Source organism: Psychrobacter sp. TWR1-1-1 (assembly GCF_049895865.1).
GTDB lineage: Bacteria > Pseudomonadota > Gammaproteobacteria > Pseudomonadales > Moraxellaceae > Psychrobacter > Psychrobacter immobilis_A.
The window spans coordinates 262,774-278,105 of sequence record NZ_JAFCTE010000003.1 but is presented as its reverse complement, the minus strand read 5'-3'; the positions used below and the strand labels follow the sequence as shown (position 1 = coordinate 278,105).

At 41.1% G+C, this 15,332-nt stretch carries 12 protein-coding genes; 4 read left to right on the top strand and 8 right to left on the bottom strand.

Going from position 1 to position 15,332, the window contains the following annotated elements; all coding sequences use genetic code 11:
* Positions 1-143 precede the first annotated feature (143 nt).
* Complete coding sequence (locus ACP69U_RS04960; protein ID WP_426137984.1) at positions 144-2,975, top strand: response regulator; 2,832 nt, start codon at positions 144-146, stop codon at positions 2,973-2,975.
* A 66-nt stretch (positions 2,976-3,041) separates the two neighbouring features.
* On the opposite strand, the gene ACP69U_RS04955 is transcribed toward ACP69U_RS04960, so the two are convergent.
* The 8 genes from ACP69U_RS04955 to rpmH all read right to left on the bottom strand — a co-directional run bounded on the left by ACP69U_RS04955 (position 3,042) and on the right by rpmH (position 10,452).
* Positions 3,042-3,716, bottom strand: coding sequence for a riboflavin synthase (locus tag ACP69U_RS04955; protein WP_060492108.1), 675 nt, complete (start codon positions 3,714-3,716; stop codon positions 3,042-3,044).
* 420 nt (positions 3,717-4,136) lie between these two features.
* The gene (gene ribD, locus ACP69U_RS04950) at positions 4,137-5,192 is read right to left on the bottom strand and encodes a bifunctional diaminohydroxyphosphoribosylaminopyrimidine deaminase/5-amino-6-(5-phosphoribosylamino)uracil reductase RibD (RefSeq protein ID WP_426137983.1); all 1,056 of its coding nucleotides are present in this window, start codon (positions 5,190-5,192) and stop codon (positions 4,137-4,139) included.
* A 37-nt stretch (positions 5,193-5,229) separates the two neighbouring features.
* Positions 5,230-5,706 carry a transcriptional regulator NrdR gene (gene nrdR, locus ACP69U_RS04945; RefSeq protein WP_045442876.1) on the bottom strand — a complete coding sequence of 159 codons (477 nt, stop codon included), beginning with the start codon at positions 5,704-5,706 and terminating at the stop codon, positions 5,230-5,232.
* Positions 5,707-5,828: 122 nt separating this feature from the next.
* A complete protein-coding gene (gene mnmE / locus ACP69U_RS04940) occupies positions 5,829-7,274 on the bottom strand; it encodes a tRNA uridine-5-carboxymethylaminomethyl(34) synthesis GTPase MnmE (RefSeq protein WP_426138022.1) in 1,446 nt (481 codons plus the stop codon).
* Positions 7,275-7,466: 192 nt separating this feature from the next.
* On the bottom strand, positions 7,467-9,164 hold the full coding sequence (gene yidC / locus ACP69U_RS04935; RefSeq protein ID WP_201615104.1) for a membrane protein insertase YidC: 1,698 nt from the start codon (positions 9,162-9,164) through the stop codon (positions 7,467-7,469).
* Between the two features lie 211 nt (positions 9,165-9,375).
* Positions 9,376-9,753, bottom strand: coding sequence for a membrane protein insertion efficiency factor YidD (gene yidD, locus ACP69U_RS04930; RefSeq protein ID WP_198330204.1), 378 nt, complete (start codon positions 9,751-9,753; stop codon positions 9,376-9,378).
* A gap of 1 nt (position 9,754) precedes the next feature.
* The gene (gene rnpA / locus ACP69U_RS04925; protein ID WP_045442882.1) at positions 9,755-10,126 is read right to left on the bottom strand and encodes a ribonuclease P protein component; all 372 of its coding nucleotides are present in this window, start codon (positions 10,124-10,126) and stop codon (positions 9,755-9,757) included.
* 191 nt (positions 10,127-10,317) lie between these two features.
* A complete protein-coding gene (rpmH, locus tag ACP69U_RS04920) occupies positions 10,318-10,452 on the bottom strand; it encodes a 50S ribosomal protein L34 (RefSeq protein ID WP_007394757.1) in 135 nt (44 codons plus the stop codon).
* Positions 10,453-11,075: 623 nt separating this feature from the next.
* Between rpmH and dnaA the strand changes: the two genes are divergently transcribed.
* From dnaA to recF, 3 genes are all read left to right on the top strand, one after another.
* Positions 11,076-12,521 carry a chromosomal replication initiator protein DnaA gene (dnaA, locus tag ACP69U_RS04915; protein ID WP_045442885.1) on the top strand — a complete coding sequence of 482 codons (1,446 nt, stop codon included), beginning with the start codon at positions 11,076-11,078 and terminating at the stop codon, positions 12,519-12,521.
* A 161-nt stretch (positions 12,522-12,682) separates the two neighbouring features.
* On the top strand, positions 12,683-13,858 hold the full coding sequence (gene dnaN / locus ACP69U_RS04910) for a DNA polymerase III subunit beta (RefSeq protein ID WP_426137982.1): 1,176 nt from the start codon (positions 12,683-12,685) through the stop codon (positions 13,856-13,858).
* Between the two features lie 169 nt (positions 13,859-14,027).
* Complete coding sequence (gene recF / locus ACP69U_RS04905) at positions 14,028-15,233, top strand: DNA replication/repair protein RecF (protein ID WP_087814942.1); 1,206 nt, start codon at positions 14,028-14,030, stop codon at positions 15,231-15,233.
* Positions 15,234-15,332: the final 99 nt, after the last annotated feature.

The window sequence follows — 15,332 nt, the reverse complement described above, 5'->3', positions numbered from 1 at the left end:
GATATTCCACTGCCATTCACCATTTTTTTCTAGATAATAGCGGTAAAACCGTAAAAGTTAAAACGGCTTGAATAAACCAGCTACTGTGCCAAACTGATGACTTACTCACTATGTTTCTTGTGTCGATATAGGACCACGCTTTCATGCAACAGTTTCAGTCCTTACAGCGCTTACTCATATTTTATGCACTGACCTTGCTGGTCATGTTGTCTATCTATTATTTTGCGCTGTTTCACGAGATAAAAAAACACAGTGAACAACACAGTATCGATACTTTCCATACATTGCAGTATGAAGTTACTGAACGTGATGATCTTCTAAACCCTGACATTAAAAGGATTTTAGAAAAACCCGTATTTGAAGACATAAGCTATCAGCTGGTTTTTATGATGCCATCTGGGCAGACTTATATCCATCGCCATACTCAGCCCAATGAGCCTGCTTTTGCTAACGTTACGTTTCCTATCATTAGCTCATGCCCTTCTAATAACGGCAGTCATAGTGCTTACACGCTCAATAATCGCAACTTAACCGGCACCATTAAACTCAAAAGTGGTCATCAGCTTTATATTATATTGCGCCATAAACCGCTTATCATTGACTGGATATCTTATCGCTACTGGTTGCCATTGATGGCAGCGATCATGCTTTTTATTATCGCTTTGCTGTATATGCTCAATCGTCGCACCAATTGGGAACAGCTGCTGATTTATACGGACAATCTAAGTAGCCACGCGAAAGAAGCCTATAGTCCGCCGCCTTTTTTGCAAAAAAAATCTACGCCTGAGTTTTTGCGTTTAGGCCATGCGCTGAGCCGTGTCAGCTACCAGCTGCATAATGACTATCGCCGCATTAAAACCCTAACACACCGTCTTGAACGTTTGGTTGATCAATCCCCTTTACCGATGCTAATGATCATGCGTCATGGTCAAATCAGCTTTTTCAATAAACGCTTTGAACAAATATTCATGTCTTTACCGCAAAGCGATAGCAACTATGAACTGACGGATTTTATCGCGGGTAAAGATGAATCCACGCAACGATTGCTGCAAACGTTATCCAACCTACGCGTCACTCGTACCTTAACAGTCTATGGGTTAGAAAATGAACAGACTTACCAATTGCACGTTACACCATGGTTTGGTGAACATGGTCAGGTTCACGGCTTTACCGTACTGCTGAATAATGTTAATGAATTTGCCAGTCAAATAGGGGAATTACAGCAACAAAATCAACGGCTACAACGCCAAATTAATGAATTTAATACGATTAAATCGACGATGGGTCATGATTTGCGCCTACCGTTAGAAGCAATGATTGACACGCTAGAACCGATTGATCCTGAGACCTTGACTGCTGCGCAGAATGATATTTTAATATCCTTAATTAAAAGCAGTCAGAGTATGCTAACGACGCTTAATGATGTGCTAGACATTGAGGAGATAGCGGTAAGAAAAACCCGCCTAAGCATTGAGCCTGTTGATATTTATAGACTGGGGCAACAGGTCAGTCAGTCATTTATAGAAAGGATAAGGCAGCAAGGACTTGAGCTGCTGTACTTTTTTGCACCTGACGGTCCGCGTTGTATTGATACAGACCATCAGCGCCTACAGCAAATCTTGTACGACTTATTAGATAACGCGGTGAAATTTACCACTTCTGGCTATGTATCACTGACCATCGAAACAGTCAGTAATGCAGAGCTATTAGCAACAAAAAACCGAAGCTTAGTAAATCTTAATAAAGACCTTACACTGATTAAAAATAGTCAAATCAATAAAGACAATCCCAATCATGCCTCACACGACTGGATTCGTTTTAGCATAAAAGACAGCGGTATGGGCATCGATATAGCGAAGCAACATCAACTGTTGGTTCAGCTTAATAAAAGCAGCAATCAAAACACCCATCGAAACGTTAATTACATGCAAAATAACACGACTGGGCAAGGCCTAGGGTTAAATAACGTCAATAGTTTTGCGCGATTATTGGGTGGTTTTATTGAAATAAAAAGCACGATGACTGAAGGCAGCAGTCTGAATCTTTATCTGCCTTGCAGACGTCCAAATTATCAGCCTATTTATCATCATAGTCAGCATTTGACTCATATCCATCTAATAGCAGTGATTAAACAACCACTACGTGCCAAACATCTGCGCGATTTTTGCTCATATTTATCGATGCCAGCTACTATCTACACTTCTATAGATAAATTAGATCTACAACAATTAAACGAAAAATTGGCGCAAGACGAGCAAAGACTCGCCCCTATCTTGCTATTAGATTATGAATATTATGAAACCCTGTCTATTGCTTCCGCTAATCAGGCGATAGGGAATGATGATAGACAACAGGCATTAAATACCTTACTCGATAATCCGTCGCTACCAAAGATACTACTTAGTATGAAACCTGAGCGCCGTATTCCCTCTATACTATTAGATAAATATGAAGGATTCTTGAGCAAACCATTAGATGCGACTTTATTGCTCTCTGAATTACTGCGCTTAACCTTACCAGCGAGACAGAAGCTGGTTCAAACCATAGAGATAAAAGAAGAGTGTAAGCAGCTAGCAAACGAAGTAGATAAAGCTGCCAACGAGAATGTATTGCCACTTATCTTGGTAGTAGAAGACAGTCCAACCAATCAGAAAATAACGTGCAAGATATTGAGTAAACTTGGTTATCGTAGTGTGGTCGCAGAAGATGGTCAGCAAGCGTTAGATATGCTACAACAACAGCGTCAAGATATCTCACTCATTTTGATGGACTGTCGCATGCCTGTCATGGATGGGCTACAGGCTACCCAAGCGATTCGTGCGCAAGGCGATAAAATTGCGATTGTGGCGCTAACTGCAAACAACACCAAAGAAGATCGCGACGCTTGTATAGAAGTAGGAATGGATGAGTTTTTAGCAAAGCCGATCAATAAGAAAGAGCTAGAGTCGGTTTTACAGAGCTTTATAAAATCATGACAATCTGTAAAACTGACTCTTCAGGTTTAAACTATTACTTTATAAATCAATTACTTCATAAATCAGCTATTTCATAAAACCATTATCTGCTAAAAATGCTTCTGTAATTTGGCTTTGCGGACTTGGCGTATTCATACCACTGGTTTGCGACTTATTTAACAAACGTTCTAAATAGCGCGCGACGATATCCACTTCGATATTGACTTTATTTCCAACCAGCCAATGCTTAGCGATATTGGTCACTTGTGCGGTATGTGGAATGATATTTAAAGAGACAATATTATCTCGTACAAGGTTGGTCGTCAGACTAATACCATCAACCGTGATAGAGCCTTTGGTCGCTGTATAGTGCGCCAGCTCTTGTGGTATCTCAATCTCGATATAGATAGAGCGCGCATCTTGTTGCAGCTTACTGACCACGCCGACGCCATCGACGTGACCCGCGACGATATGACCACCAAAACGCGTGGTTGGTAGCATCGCTTTCTCTAAATTCACTGTGTGACCAGCTTTTAAAGTTTCTAATGCGGTACGAGCAATGGTTTCACGTGAGACATCGACCGAGTAATGATTACTACCTAGGTCTACGACGGTTAAGCAGATACCATTGGAAGCAATAGAATCTCCTAGCTTCACATCACTAAAGTCCAAACCATCAGATTCTATCGTCAAACGTATATCACCGCCCGTAGGCTGCATGGACTTAACCTTTCCAACACTCTCTATAATTCCAGTAAACATATCGACCTCATTTCATTATGATGTTGTCTTTATAGACAATATATCTTGATCTATTAAGATTGTGGCAGCATTTGTCTAAGCCAGTTTTTTATGGCAACTTGGGCTTAATTGAGCCTATGATGGGATAGATTGTGGATAAGTACCGATAAATCAACTCATAACGTATTAAAACACTCATTTCCATTAAGTTATCCACAGAAAACAAGATGTTGGCTAATATCAAGAAAGATTAATAGTAAAACCTAAGTTACTGATTACATTAGATTAATATAAAATTTTTTATAAAATACCTAGTTTTCTGTTTCATGTGAAACAAAGTTATACACAGTTTCATGTGGAACCTTGTACGACACTGGCTGTTTATCCACACTTAGCAAAAATTTAGCCCAAACTGTGGATAAGCTGTTTATAAATAACAAGTTATAGCGGTAATAAAGTCAGTTTAAGGTCAGGACTTAATGTTTCATGACTATAAATATTAAAACGCAACTGCTGAGCTAGAGACAATGGGTTAAAATCGACCATCGGTCTGGCTTGCGCGCCTAACAAACAAGGTGCCTGATAAACAATCAACTCATCTACCAATTGTTGGCTTAAGAAACTACCAGCAACACTAGCACCGGCCTCTACCAACACGTCATAACACTGATGATCACTGACTAATTTTTTTAGTAATTCAGTCAAATTATCTTCGCGCCAATAAATCGTATCCGGTCGACGGCATAACTGATAGTCAGACGGTAAGCTGTGTTCTAAGCGCTGACGTCTATCGAGTACGACAATTTTGGGAGTAGGAACTTGTTCAGGTGGCACAGCTAATTGGTTGGAACGTACATTAAGCTGTGGATTATCCGCGATAACCGTTTCACTACCAGTAATAATCGCGCCACTTTGAGCACGTAGCTTCTGCACATCTTCGCGGGCAGCCGCTGAGGTAATCCATTTCGACTCGCCAGATGCCATCGCGGTACGACCGTCAAGGCTGGTGGCAATTTTCAGCCGTACATAAGGCATCTGGGTGCGCATTGTCTTTAAAAACCCACGATTTAAAGCTTCTGCTTGCTCAGTTAATATACCGACTGTCACTTGAATCCCAGCCTGCTCTAACAGTTTTACACCGCGTCCTGCCACTTTCGGATTGGGATCAAGCCCTGCAATCACGACACGTTGCACACCAGCATTAATAAGACCCAAAGCACAAGGTGGCGTACGCCCCGTATGACTACAAGGCTCTAAAGTCACATAGGCAGTTGCACCTAAAGCCCTCGCACCCGCTTCTTTTAGCGCAAATACTTCTGCATGAGGCTGACCAGCTTTCCGATGAAACCCTTGACCGACGATCGCTTCTGCTTGCACGATGACACAGCCTACCGCTGGATTAGGTCTGGTGGTATATAAACCCTGTTTGGCTTGTTCGATCGCAAGCATCATAAAGTAGCGGTCTTGCGCATTCTGAGTATGGTTTGAGAGCGTCATAAAGAGATACACTTAATAAAAAAGTAGAGGGTAAAAGCTATTTAACGTTATCGTCAGCTTTTTCATTTGGACGAATATTGGCAATCTCTTGATGGAAAGCATCAATATCTTGAAAGTCGCGGTAAACACTAGCAAAGCGCACATAAGCAACATCATCTAACGTTTTAAGCTCACTCATGATGATCTCACCCAACACCTTGCTACTGATTTCGCGCTCACCCATCTGTCTAACACGCTTCTCAATACGACTGATCATCGCCTCTTGTTCATCAATGGTGATAGGGCGCTTTTGCAATGGTAATAAAATAGAGCGGCGCAGTTTTTCATTATCATAAGGCTCAATTTTACCGCTTGACTTGATGATTCTTGGCATGACTACTTCTACCATCTCAAAAGTAGTGAAACGCTCTTGGCAGCTATTACATGAGCGGCGGCGACGGACTTGCGCACCTTCTGCCGCCAGACGCGAATCAATAACTTTCGTCTCTGACGCGTTACAATACGGGCAATGCATAGCGTTTCCTTATTTCAATATTAAGCACAAGAATCACAGTCACTATTTATAAGACCGAATGATAAGACCGAAATTTCTGAGAATTAACGAGCTGTATCAGGCAATTCAAAAAAATCGGCTGATTATTTTCCAATACAGAAACTACCAAAGATTTTGCCCAACAAGTCATCCGCACTAAACGCTCCCGTAATCTCACCCAAACTGTTCTGAGCTTGGCGTAAGCTTTCAGCGACTAACTCTCCTGCTTGAAAGACCGTTAACTGCTCGTGCGCCTCTGCTAAAGAGTCGGCTGTGCGTCTAAGTGCATCTATATGACGTGTGCGAGCAATTAGGCTGTTTTCTGGCGGATGAAAACCGACCTTAGCACATAAGGCTTCGACTAAATTATCGATACCAGCACCTGTTTCACATGAAACATTAACTTGTTCATAACCACGTTCTTTTATTGCGATTTGCGAGACAGAGGGTATTTGACTGCTACTATCATCTAGTAAATCACTTAACAAATCACTCTTATTAGCAATAATCAATAAGCGTTTAGCCTCTGGTAACTCACCAAATAATTGTTCTGCAAGCTGTAGCGGCGTACTTTCTTCTTCAAGATCACGAGTCACATCGTAGACCATCAGTAGCATATCAGCCTGTGTAATGGCGGTACGTGCTCGTTCAATCCCAATACGCTCTACCGTGTCTTCAGTCTCGCGCAGACCTGCAGTATCGGTCAAATGCAGCGTCAAACCATTGAGTACTACGGTCTCCTGTAGCGTATCACGAGTCGTACCTGCAACATCGGTAACGATAGCGCGCTCTTGCCCTGCCAGACGATTCAGCAAGCTTGATTTACCCGCATTTGGTCTACCCGCTAAGACCACATGGATACCATCACGTAAGAGCTGACCTTGCTTGGCGGTCGCCAATACTTGCTGTATCTTGTCTTGCGTTTGCTCAAGTTTACTTTGTATAACACCGTCTGATAAAAAATCCACGTCTTCTTCGTCAGGGAAATCAATCGCCGCTTCAACATGCAAACGAAGATGAATAAGCTGCTCTAATAGTTGATTAATCTTGTTTGAAAACTCACCACTTAGCGAGCGAATGGCACTACTCGCAGCGGCAGCACTGGTCGCATCGATGGCATCAGCGATAGCCTCTGCTTGTACCAAATCCAATTTATCATTATCAAAAGCACGATAAGAGAATTCCCCAGCACCTGCTTGTTTTGCGCCCAGCTCAAACACCCTTGCTAGCAGTTGATTTTGTAGAATCATGCCGCCATGCCCTTGCAGTTCAATCACATCTTCCCCTGTGAACGAATGCGGGCCTTTAAAGTACAGCACTAATCCTTCATCAATGACTGTACCATCAGCCTGATAAAAACGACAAAAACTGGCCATACGTGGCGTAAAAGCAGACTTACCCGTTAGTGTACAGGCAATGTCATAAGCACGCGCACCTGACAGACGTACAACACCAACGCCACCTCTTCCAAGCGGTGTGGCAATAGCAGCAATCGTGGCCAAGCCAGATGCTTTAGGTGGTTCAGATGCTTTAGGTACGTTTGACGCCATCTCTAGGGAATCCACAATTACTCTCAATAGCTAAAAACCCCATTATAGACGGCTGGACACAGACTGACAAAGCAAACTTTAAATAGCCATGCTTTGCGCTTATTTTATTTCAAATCAGTGAGCGATGATAGAAATGTCACGCATAAAAAAACCACCGCCGTAGCGATGGTCTTTTATCAATTGATGAGCTACTTAGTCCAATACTTTAACAGTACGACGCTTTTGCTCTTCTTCGACTTTTTTATTGACAATATATTGCTGAGTCATACTGAACAAGTTGTTGACTGTCCAGTACAGTACGAGACCCGCTGGGAAAAACAGCATGAAAGCAGTAAAGATGATTGGTAAGAACTTCATCACTTTCGCTTGCATCGGATCAGCTGGCTGCGGGTTTAGCTGCTGCTGTACAAACATCGAGGCACCCATCAGCAATGGTAAAATAAACCAAGGATCCATCGCCGATAAATCCTGAATCCATAAAATCCAAGGTGCATGACGCAGCTCAACACTCTCAACCAACACCCAATATAGCGCTAAGAAGATAGGCATTTGCATCAAAATAGGCAAACAACCTGCCATTGGATTGACTTTTTCTTCTTTATAAATAGCCATCATTTCTTGCGACATCTTCATTCGATCGTCGCCATGCTCTTCTTTAAGTGCGGCTAATCTTGGCGCAATCGCACGCATCTTCGCCATCGAATAATAGCTCTTATTCGAGAACCACATCAGAGCAATTTTGACTAAAATCGTCAATACAATGATTGACCAACCCCAGTTACCGATGACTTTATGAATACCGTCCAAGATAGCAAATAAAATCTTCGATATTGGCCATAACAACCCATAATCGACTGTTTTATTAAGGCCTACTGCCACATCTTTTAGCTCAGACTGTACTTTAGGGCCAGCGTATAACGTGGCATCTAATGTCACTTGTTTATTTGGCGCGACATTGACAGGTTGACTGTTGAAACCGATGAAGTAATCATCGCCTGTTTCACGGCTAAAGAAAGTAGCGGTAAAGTTTTCAGGTATCCATGCTGATACAAAATAATGCTGCACAACACCAACCCAACCTTTATCACTACTAACAGCTAGCTCACCATCATTAAAGTCTTTAAATTTGAGCTTATTATATGGATCATCAGGAGTACCCCAAGCGCCGCCTAAGTAAGTAGCCATACTAAGCGCACCCTTATCAGACATACCTGGATCTTTACTGTCATCACGTTTCAACTGGGCAAATAGCTGACCTTGCCACGGTTGTTTAGAAGCATTTTGTATTTGATAGCTAATATCAATCGGATATTTATTTTCAGTAAAGGTAAAGGTCTTAGTAACGGTCACGCCATCTTTTTTATAAGTCAGCGGTACTGACAGCGTCTGTTGCCCTGCTTCCATGACGTAATTATTAGCAGTATGGCTGTATTTGGCACGACCTTCTGCAGTATCAATACCATTAGGACCAATAAGACCAGACTGAGCCACATACACGCGATTACTATTATTCTCTAGCAATACGAAAGGCTTATCGCTATCGAGCGTTGCGTCATACTGCTTAAGAGCAGCATAAACAATATCGCCGCCTTCTGGGTTGATCTTTATATCATAACGATCGGTAGTGACCGTGATTAATCCCGTGTCTTTAGCAGGCGTTGCCGTCACAGCATCATTAGCGACTGTATTGTTATCAACAGGCAACGTCTGTACCGGAATATCACCTGCTGCACCAGTTGTCGAAGGGATATCAGCACCTACTGAAGTAGTGGTTTCTGACACCGCATCTACAGCTGGCGCATCGGCATAATCATCTCGCCATGCCAAAATCAGCAGATAAGCGGTGATTAACATCGCAATGATGATCATCACCCGAAATATCTTTTGCATAAACCTTTCCTAGATTAAAAAATTAGGGAATGAAAAATTAGGGCATGTGTCATGACCGTACAATTATCATCATATGTGACAACAGTATTGCCAGTCATTTACATAAAATGTGCATCATTTTACTAAAAATCCGCCTTAAATGATACCAAGAGTGTGGATAACTTGTGGGTAACTAAATAGATATCCACAACTTCGCAGTCGATGACGAATGCTATGTTAGTTTCATCATATGGTTTAAGCGAGACACATAGCCTTTATTATCTCTAAAAACATATAAACCTTGAACTTTGACACTAGTAGCTAGTGCGTTAAAAGGTACATATTGATAATGATAAGAGGATAACGGTAGCGGCACAAAATCAATGCCGTGTCCACCCAAAGGATGACAACTGCTGATACGTTTTAATAATAACCAACTGCCTGCTCGGACTCCATGCCATGCCAAAGCTTGTTTACCATAATTCGAGCACGTAGGGTAATAGCGGCAACGAGCAGGTAATAGTGGGCTTATTAACTTTTGATAAAAAACAATAAAATAATAAATAATTTTATAAAGAATATTATTTAAATTAATAAATAAAAAATCCATCTTATTTTTTTTCTACTTTTTTAATAATATTGATTATTTGATTTTTTAATTCTTTGTTATCTATATCTTTTATAGATTTTTTAACAATAAAAACAATATCTTTGTTTTCTAAAGAATGAGCCTTTACACGAAAGTGCTCACGTATTTGACGCTTGATTAAATTTCGCGCGACAGCCGTAGGAACTTTACGCTTGGTAATAGCCATGCCGACTCGTGGCTTATCATGATCATTGGTACGCACAAATGCCATTAGATGGCTCTGATGAAGCTTACGCTCAGGTGCATCAAAAACCTCACGGAAGGCCGCAGGCGTGAGCAAACGCTGCTCTTTGGTGAAGCGGGCATTAGCTGCCGCTGAAACAGTATTGGACATAGCACAACCTAGTATAAGAGCGAATAACGGTAGCGGAAATAATAGCGCAGAAATAACAACAAAGTACAGAGACAAAAAAAGCGCCGATGTGGGCGCTTTTAATATATGGCTAAGTGTCAGTTGTGGTGATTGACTATCGCAATCTATAAATAATAGAAACACAACAAGCCATGCTTATCGCAATCTACTGATTATACAGTAAGACGATGACGTCCTTTAGCGCGGCGACGAGCTAAGACCTGACGGCCTTTTTTAGTTGCCATACGAGCACGGAAACCGTGAGTACGTTTACGCTTGATCACGCTTGGTTGGAATGTACGTTTCATAACTCACCTATCAAAATAATGGACTAAATTCGTAATAACGGAGGATTATACCACCGCATAGAATCTTGGTCAATGAACTAATTTAATCTATGTCGATGCAGACAGATATTTTGACAGAGGAAATATCATTTTAAATGATTCATCGTGTGTAAATTTCATATTCATAACTAAAAAATAACGACTCAGTTAATTAATTCAGTGATGGATTCCCAAAAGTTATCCACAGTTTTTGTCGAAATCTATAATAATTAACTATTAATATATATAAGTATTGTTGTTATTGGGAGCTCGATTATCTGTGGCTAAGTAAGTTTTCCTTTTTATTATCAACATATTGTACTATGGGTAAACCTGTGGATAACCTGTGGGCTAAATATGGATAACTCAACTTTTAAAGTTATGCACAAAAGTATCCACAGCCTTATCCCCAAAAAACAAGGTTTTATCCACAGGGTATTTGTGTTAGATTAGCCCCTACTTAATATATGGCTTCGTATAGTTTATCAACGTAACTCCCAATATGGTTTCCAACGGAAATAATTGCGGAAAATATTAAGGGCTACGCAACAGATCACACTGCTAAAACACAAATATTATTTCAAATTATAGGGTTAGTATTTTTCATGATAGACACAGCAAATATTTGGGATAAATGTCTAAATGACCTACGATATAACGTCAAAGACAACGTATTTACTATGTGGTTGAGACCATTGTCAGCTCATCAAGAGGCGCAAACGCTGACTATACTTGCTCCTAATGATTATTTTGTGACTTACATCAAAAAAAACCACTTGCAAGAGATACAGCAGCTGGTTGCTAAGCACAGTCAGGGAAGTATCGAAGAGGTGGTTGTGCGTGTTGATAACGCTGGCCGCGATAACGAAGACAATCGTCAATTGCAATCAGGGTCTTTGTTTGATGAAGATAAACCCTCCCCTACCCCTGCAGACCATCAGTTTGAAACCATTCATCATAACAATGCAAAAGCAGATATTGATGCCAATATGCGTCACGCAGAATTGGTTGATTCTGCTGATGCCAAGTCGTTAAGTTATCTAAACCCTGACTTTACTTTTGAAACTTTTGTCACTGGCAAATCTAACAATCTGGCTTATAAAGCCTGTTATGAGCTTGGTAAGCGCCAATCAAAAAATCGACACAATCCTTTATTTATATACGGACCTTCTGGTTTGGGAAAAACACATTTAATGCATTCTGTAGCACATCGCTATTTAAAAAATAATCAAAGTTTTTATTATTTCACTTCTGAAAAATTTATTAATCAATTGGTCTATTCATTAAGAAATAACAAAATAGAAGATTTTAAAAAGAAAATTAAAAAAGTTGATTTGTTGATTGTAGATGATATTCATGTATTGGCAGGAAAAACCAAAAGTAGTAATGAGTTTTTGACATTATTTGCAGATTTTACCAGTGGTGATAAACAACTGATTTTGGCTTCAGATCGTCATCCTTCGCAAATGACCGAATTCGATGAACGTTTTAGATCGCGATTTTCTTGGGGGCTCACTGTAGCAGTTGATCCGCCTGAGATTGATACTCGTGTGCAAATTTTGCAGAAAAAAGCAGCTTCATATGGTATGACACTGCCTAAAGAATGCGCATTATTCATCGCTCAAAATGTGGTTTCAAATGTTAGGCGTTTAGAAGGTGCTCTAAATCAAGTCTTTGCTAATGCTAACTTGACGGGTGCACAGATTACTCTTGAAATGGTGCAATATGCGCTAAAAGACATCGTCGCGATGCGTGTGCAAGCTGTGAATATGGATAATATTCGCAAAGTGGTTGCTGAGTACTATGACGTGACCATCAAAGAAATGATGGGTCGTAAGCGTACACGCAGTATTGCTAGACCTCGCCAAATTGCGATGGCACTATCACGTGAATTGACCGGTGATAGCTTTCCTGAAATTGGTCAGTCATTCGGTGGGCGCGATCATACAACGGTGATGCATGCTTGCGATAAAGTTAATGAGCTACGAGCAGCGGATCCTGCGTTTGATAAGGATTACAAAACACTGGCATTGATGCTGCAAGCGGGTTAGTAGGTCGCGGTATCACTATGTTTTAGTGGATTGATATGGTTTATAATATTAAAAATACGAGTAGACAGACAGCGAATGGATTATAGTCAATAGACAGGGTATGATTAAGCCATTATTGTTAAGTTTTATAATAAAAATCATTTAAATAAGAGTAACCAAGCATGCAATTATCGATTAATCGAGAGTCGTTACTAAAAGCCATTAATTTGATCGCCAAGGCTGCTGATAAACGGCACAATATGGTTATTTTGGGCAATATCAAGCTACAGCTATCCGAATCAACGCTTATTTTGACGGCTTCTGATTTAGAAGTAGAGCTGACATCGACTTTGAAACTGCCTGCTGGTGCTTGTGTTGAAGCTGGTACCACAACTTTACCTGCAACAAAATTAAAAGACATCTGTAAATCATTGCCTGCACAAGCTCAAATTAATTTGGCTACTCAAGAAAATGAACGCTGCTTATTAACCAGCGGCAAGAGTCGCTTCACCTTAGGCACATTACCTAGCGAAGATTATCCGAGTTTGGGTAATCCCGAAAATATCACGCCATTAACCATCAGTCGCAATCGTCTGATCGATTTGATTCATAAAACGCAGTTTGCAATGGCGATTCAAGATGTTCGCTATTATCTCACTGGTATGTTGTTTGACGTGTCGCAACAGCAGCTGACGACGGTTGCAACCGATGGGCATCGATTGGCTTTGGCGCGCAGTGTCATCGATGTCAGTGCTGATTTAAGCATGCAAGCTATTTTGCCCCGTAAAGCTGTTATTGAGCTTGAGCGCTTGGCCTCTGAGCTAGGAAAAATGCTTGGTGAGCAAGACAATCAGGTCACCTTGAGCTTCGGGCGTGAGTTTTTGCAAGTGAGCTTACCGTTTGGTGACGTTGATAGTGCAGGACAGGTCAATCAAAACCTGATGGTTACTTTCACTGCGCGCCTGATTGATGGGAAATTCCCTGATTATCGCCGAGTGATGCCAAGTAATACGGATAAACTGGCTTTATTCAATCAAGAAAAAATGACGGACGTATTGCGCCGTGTCGCGATTTTAAGTAATGAAAAATCTCGCGGTGTGGTGTTTAATTTTGCCAGCGACGGCATGGTAGAAGTTCGTGCTAATAATGCAGAGCAAGATGAAGCGGTGGAGATGATACAGGCGAAGTATCAAGGCGAGCCGATGGAGCTGTCCTTTAATGCGGCTTATTTACAAGATGTGCTTGGCGTTATTCAAGGTGACTTGCAAATGCACATGAGTCAATCAAACGCGTCGGTGCTAGTCAATCAGCTGAATGATGAGTTCCATCAATATGTCATTATGCCAATGCGTATATAGTTTCTGTATATTTTCAATAGGCTTGAGCAAAGAGGCTAAAGACACTCAGTTTACACTTAAAAATTAAGGTAAGCTGAGTGTCTTTGATTAAAATCCGGTATTTTAAATTCAATAATTATTAAACTTTTGCCTATTTTATAGGTAGCGTCAATATGCGGCTGTCGGCATTATGATTGAACGTCTACAAATATCGAACCTACGCAACCTGACGCAAGTCAATCTACATGCAACAGCTTGCAACGTCATTATCGGTGCCAATGGCAGTGGAAAAACTTCATTACTCGAAGCCATATTTCTGCTATCAAGAGGAAAAAGCTTTCGTCATCACCAGCCAAAACGCTACATTCAGCACCACCAAAATGCAGTGACTGTGTACGCTAGACTCAATGATAGTAGTACTCTTGCTATCCAAAAACAAGCTGACGCGACCACAATTCTACGTCTGAATCAAACCACTGTCTATAACCAAAGCATCTTAACTGAGCAGCTACCAACGCTACTGATAGATCCATCGACGATGGATATGTTAGAGCAGGGTAGTGCTAGTCGTCGCCAGCTGCTAGATTGGCTAGTGTTTCACATGAAACAAGGCTTTCATCCGCAATGGCTCGCCTATCAGCGTCTATTAAAACAGCGCAATAGTTTGCTAAAAAAGACACGTCATTTGACCCAAGTGCAGCTCGCTGAACTAAAATCGTGGGACAAAGGACTTAGTAATCATGCGGCACTGATTCATCATTATCGTGAACGGATATTTGCAGAATGGCAGCCTTATTTTGCTGAAAGTATCGCGCAGTTATTGCCTGCTTATGCGGAGCAATTGAGCCTTAGCTATAATGCTGGTTATGATACGAATGTTGCGCTGGATATACAGCTTAACGAGCGCTTAGAACAGGATTTGCAACTGGGATATACTCGTATCGGTAATCACCGTGCTGATATTCATGTGCATTGGCGCTCTAATGACTCGGCAGCGTCGAATAATAATTTCTCAGATACAATGCATGAAGCGGACACTAACCTCAAAGTAGCTGTGATAAAAGAGCAGGCAGCCAATGTGTTGTCGCGTGGTGAAAAAAAGCTATTAATTACAGCACTGCGTTTATCGCAACTGCCATTACTGCTAAATACCCAAAAGACTAATGATCTATCAAATGATAGTGCTCATGTTCAGGTGACACCAGTGGTATTGCTAGATGATATTACTGCAGAGCTTGATGGTAGGGCGATAGATATTCTATTGTCGACGTTAGCGCAGCTGCCATGTCAGGTATTTATGACCAGCTTAACCGATGATATTTTGCCGTTAGTGCATGAATATTGGTCAGAACCTAATATGTTTCATGTGAAACAAGGTCAAACCTTTAGTCCTTAATTATCTCCTTTATTTTATTTCCTTTCTCCATGGTCTTTCATATCGATACTTATCTACCTGTCGTTTCGTAATGATATAGGCTATCTTTGCGAGCTGGTT

Excerpts from the sequence above, each read along its gene's own strand:
- ribD (WP_426137983.1), bottom strand. The coding sequence starts at position 5,192 with ATGACGCTCTCAAACCATACTCAGAATGCGCAAGACCGCTACTTTATG.
- rnpA (WP_045442882.1), bottom strand. The coding sequence starts at position 10,126 with ATGTCCAATACTGTTTCAGCGGCAGCTAATGCCCGCTTCACCAAAGAG.
- ACP69U_RS04955 (WP_060492108.1), bottom strand. The coding sequence starts at position 3,716 with ATGTTTACTGGAATTATAGAGAGTGTTGGAAAGGTTAAGTCCATGCAG.
- recF (WP_087814942.1), top strand. The coding sequence starts at position 14,028 with ATGATTGAACGTCTACAAATATCGAACCTACGCAACCTGACGCAAGTC.
- mnmE (WP_426138022.1), bottom strand. The coding sequence starts at position 7,274 with ATGGCGTCAAACGTACCTAAAGCATCTGAACCACCTAAAGCATCTGGC.
- ACP69U_RS04960 (WP_426137984.1), top strand. The coding sequence starts at position 144 with ATGCAACAGTTTCAGTCCTTACAGCGCTTACTCATATTTTATGCACTG.
- rpmH (WP_007394757.1), bottom strand. The coding sequence starts at position 10,452 with ATGAAACGTACATTCCAACCAAGCGTGATCAAGCGTAAACGTACTCAC.
- dnaA (WP_045442885.1), top strand. The coding sequence starts at position 11,076 with ATGATAGACACAGCAAATATTTGGGATAAATGTCTAAATGACCTACGA.
- nrdR (WP_045442876.1), bottom strand. The coding sequence starts at position 5,706 with ATGCATTGCCCGTATTGTAACGCGTCAGAGACGAAAGTTATTGATTCG.
- yidC (WP_201615104.1), bottom strand. The coding sequence starts at position 9,164 with ATGCAAAAGATATTTCGGGTGATGATCATCATTGCGATGTTAATCACC.
- dnaN (WP_426137982.1), top strand. The coding sequence starts at position 12,683 with ATGCAATTATCGATTAATCGAGAGTCGTTACTAAAAGCCATTAATTTG.
- yidD (WP_198330204.1), bottom strand. The coding sequence starts at position 9,753 with ATGGATTTTTTATTTATTAATTTAAATAATATTCTTTATAAAATTATT.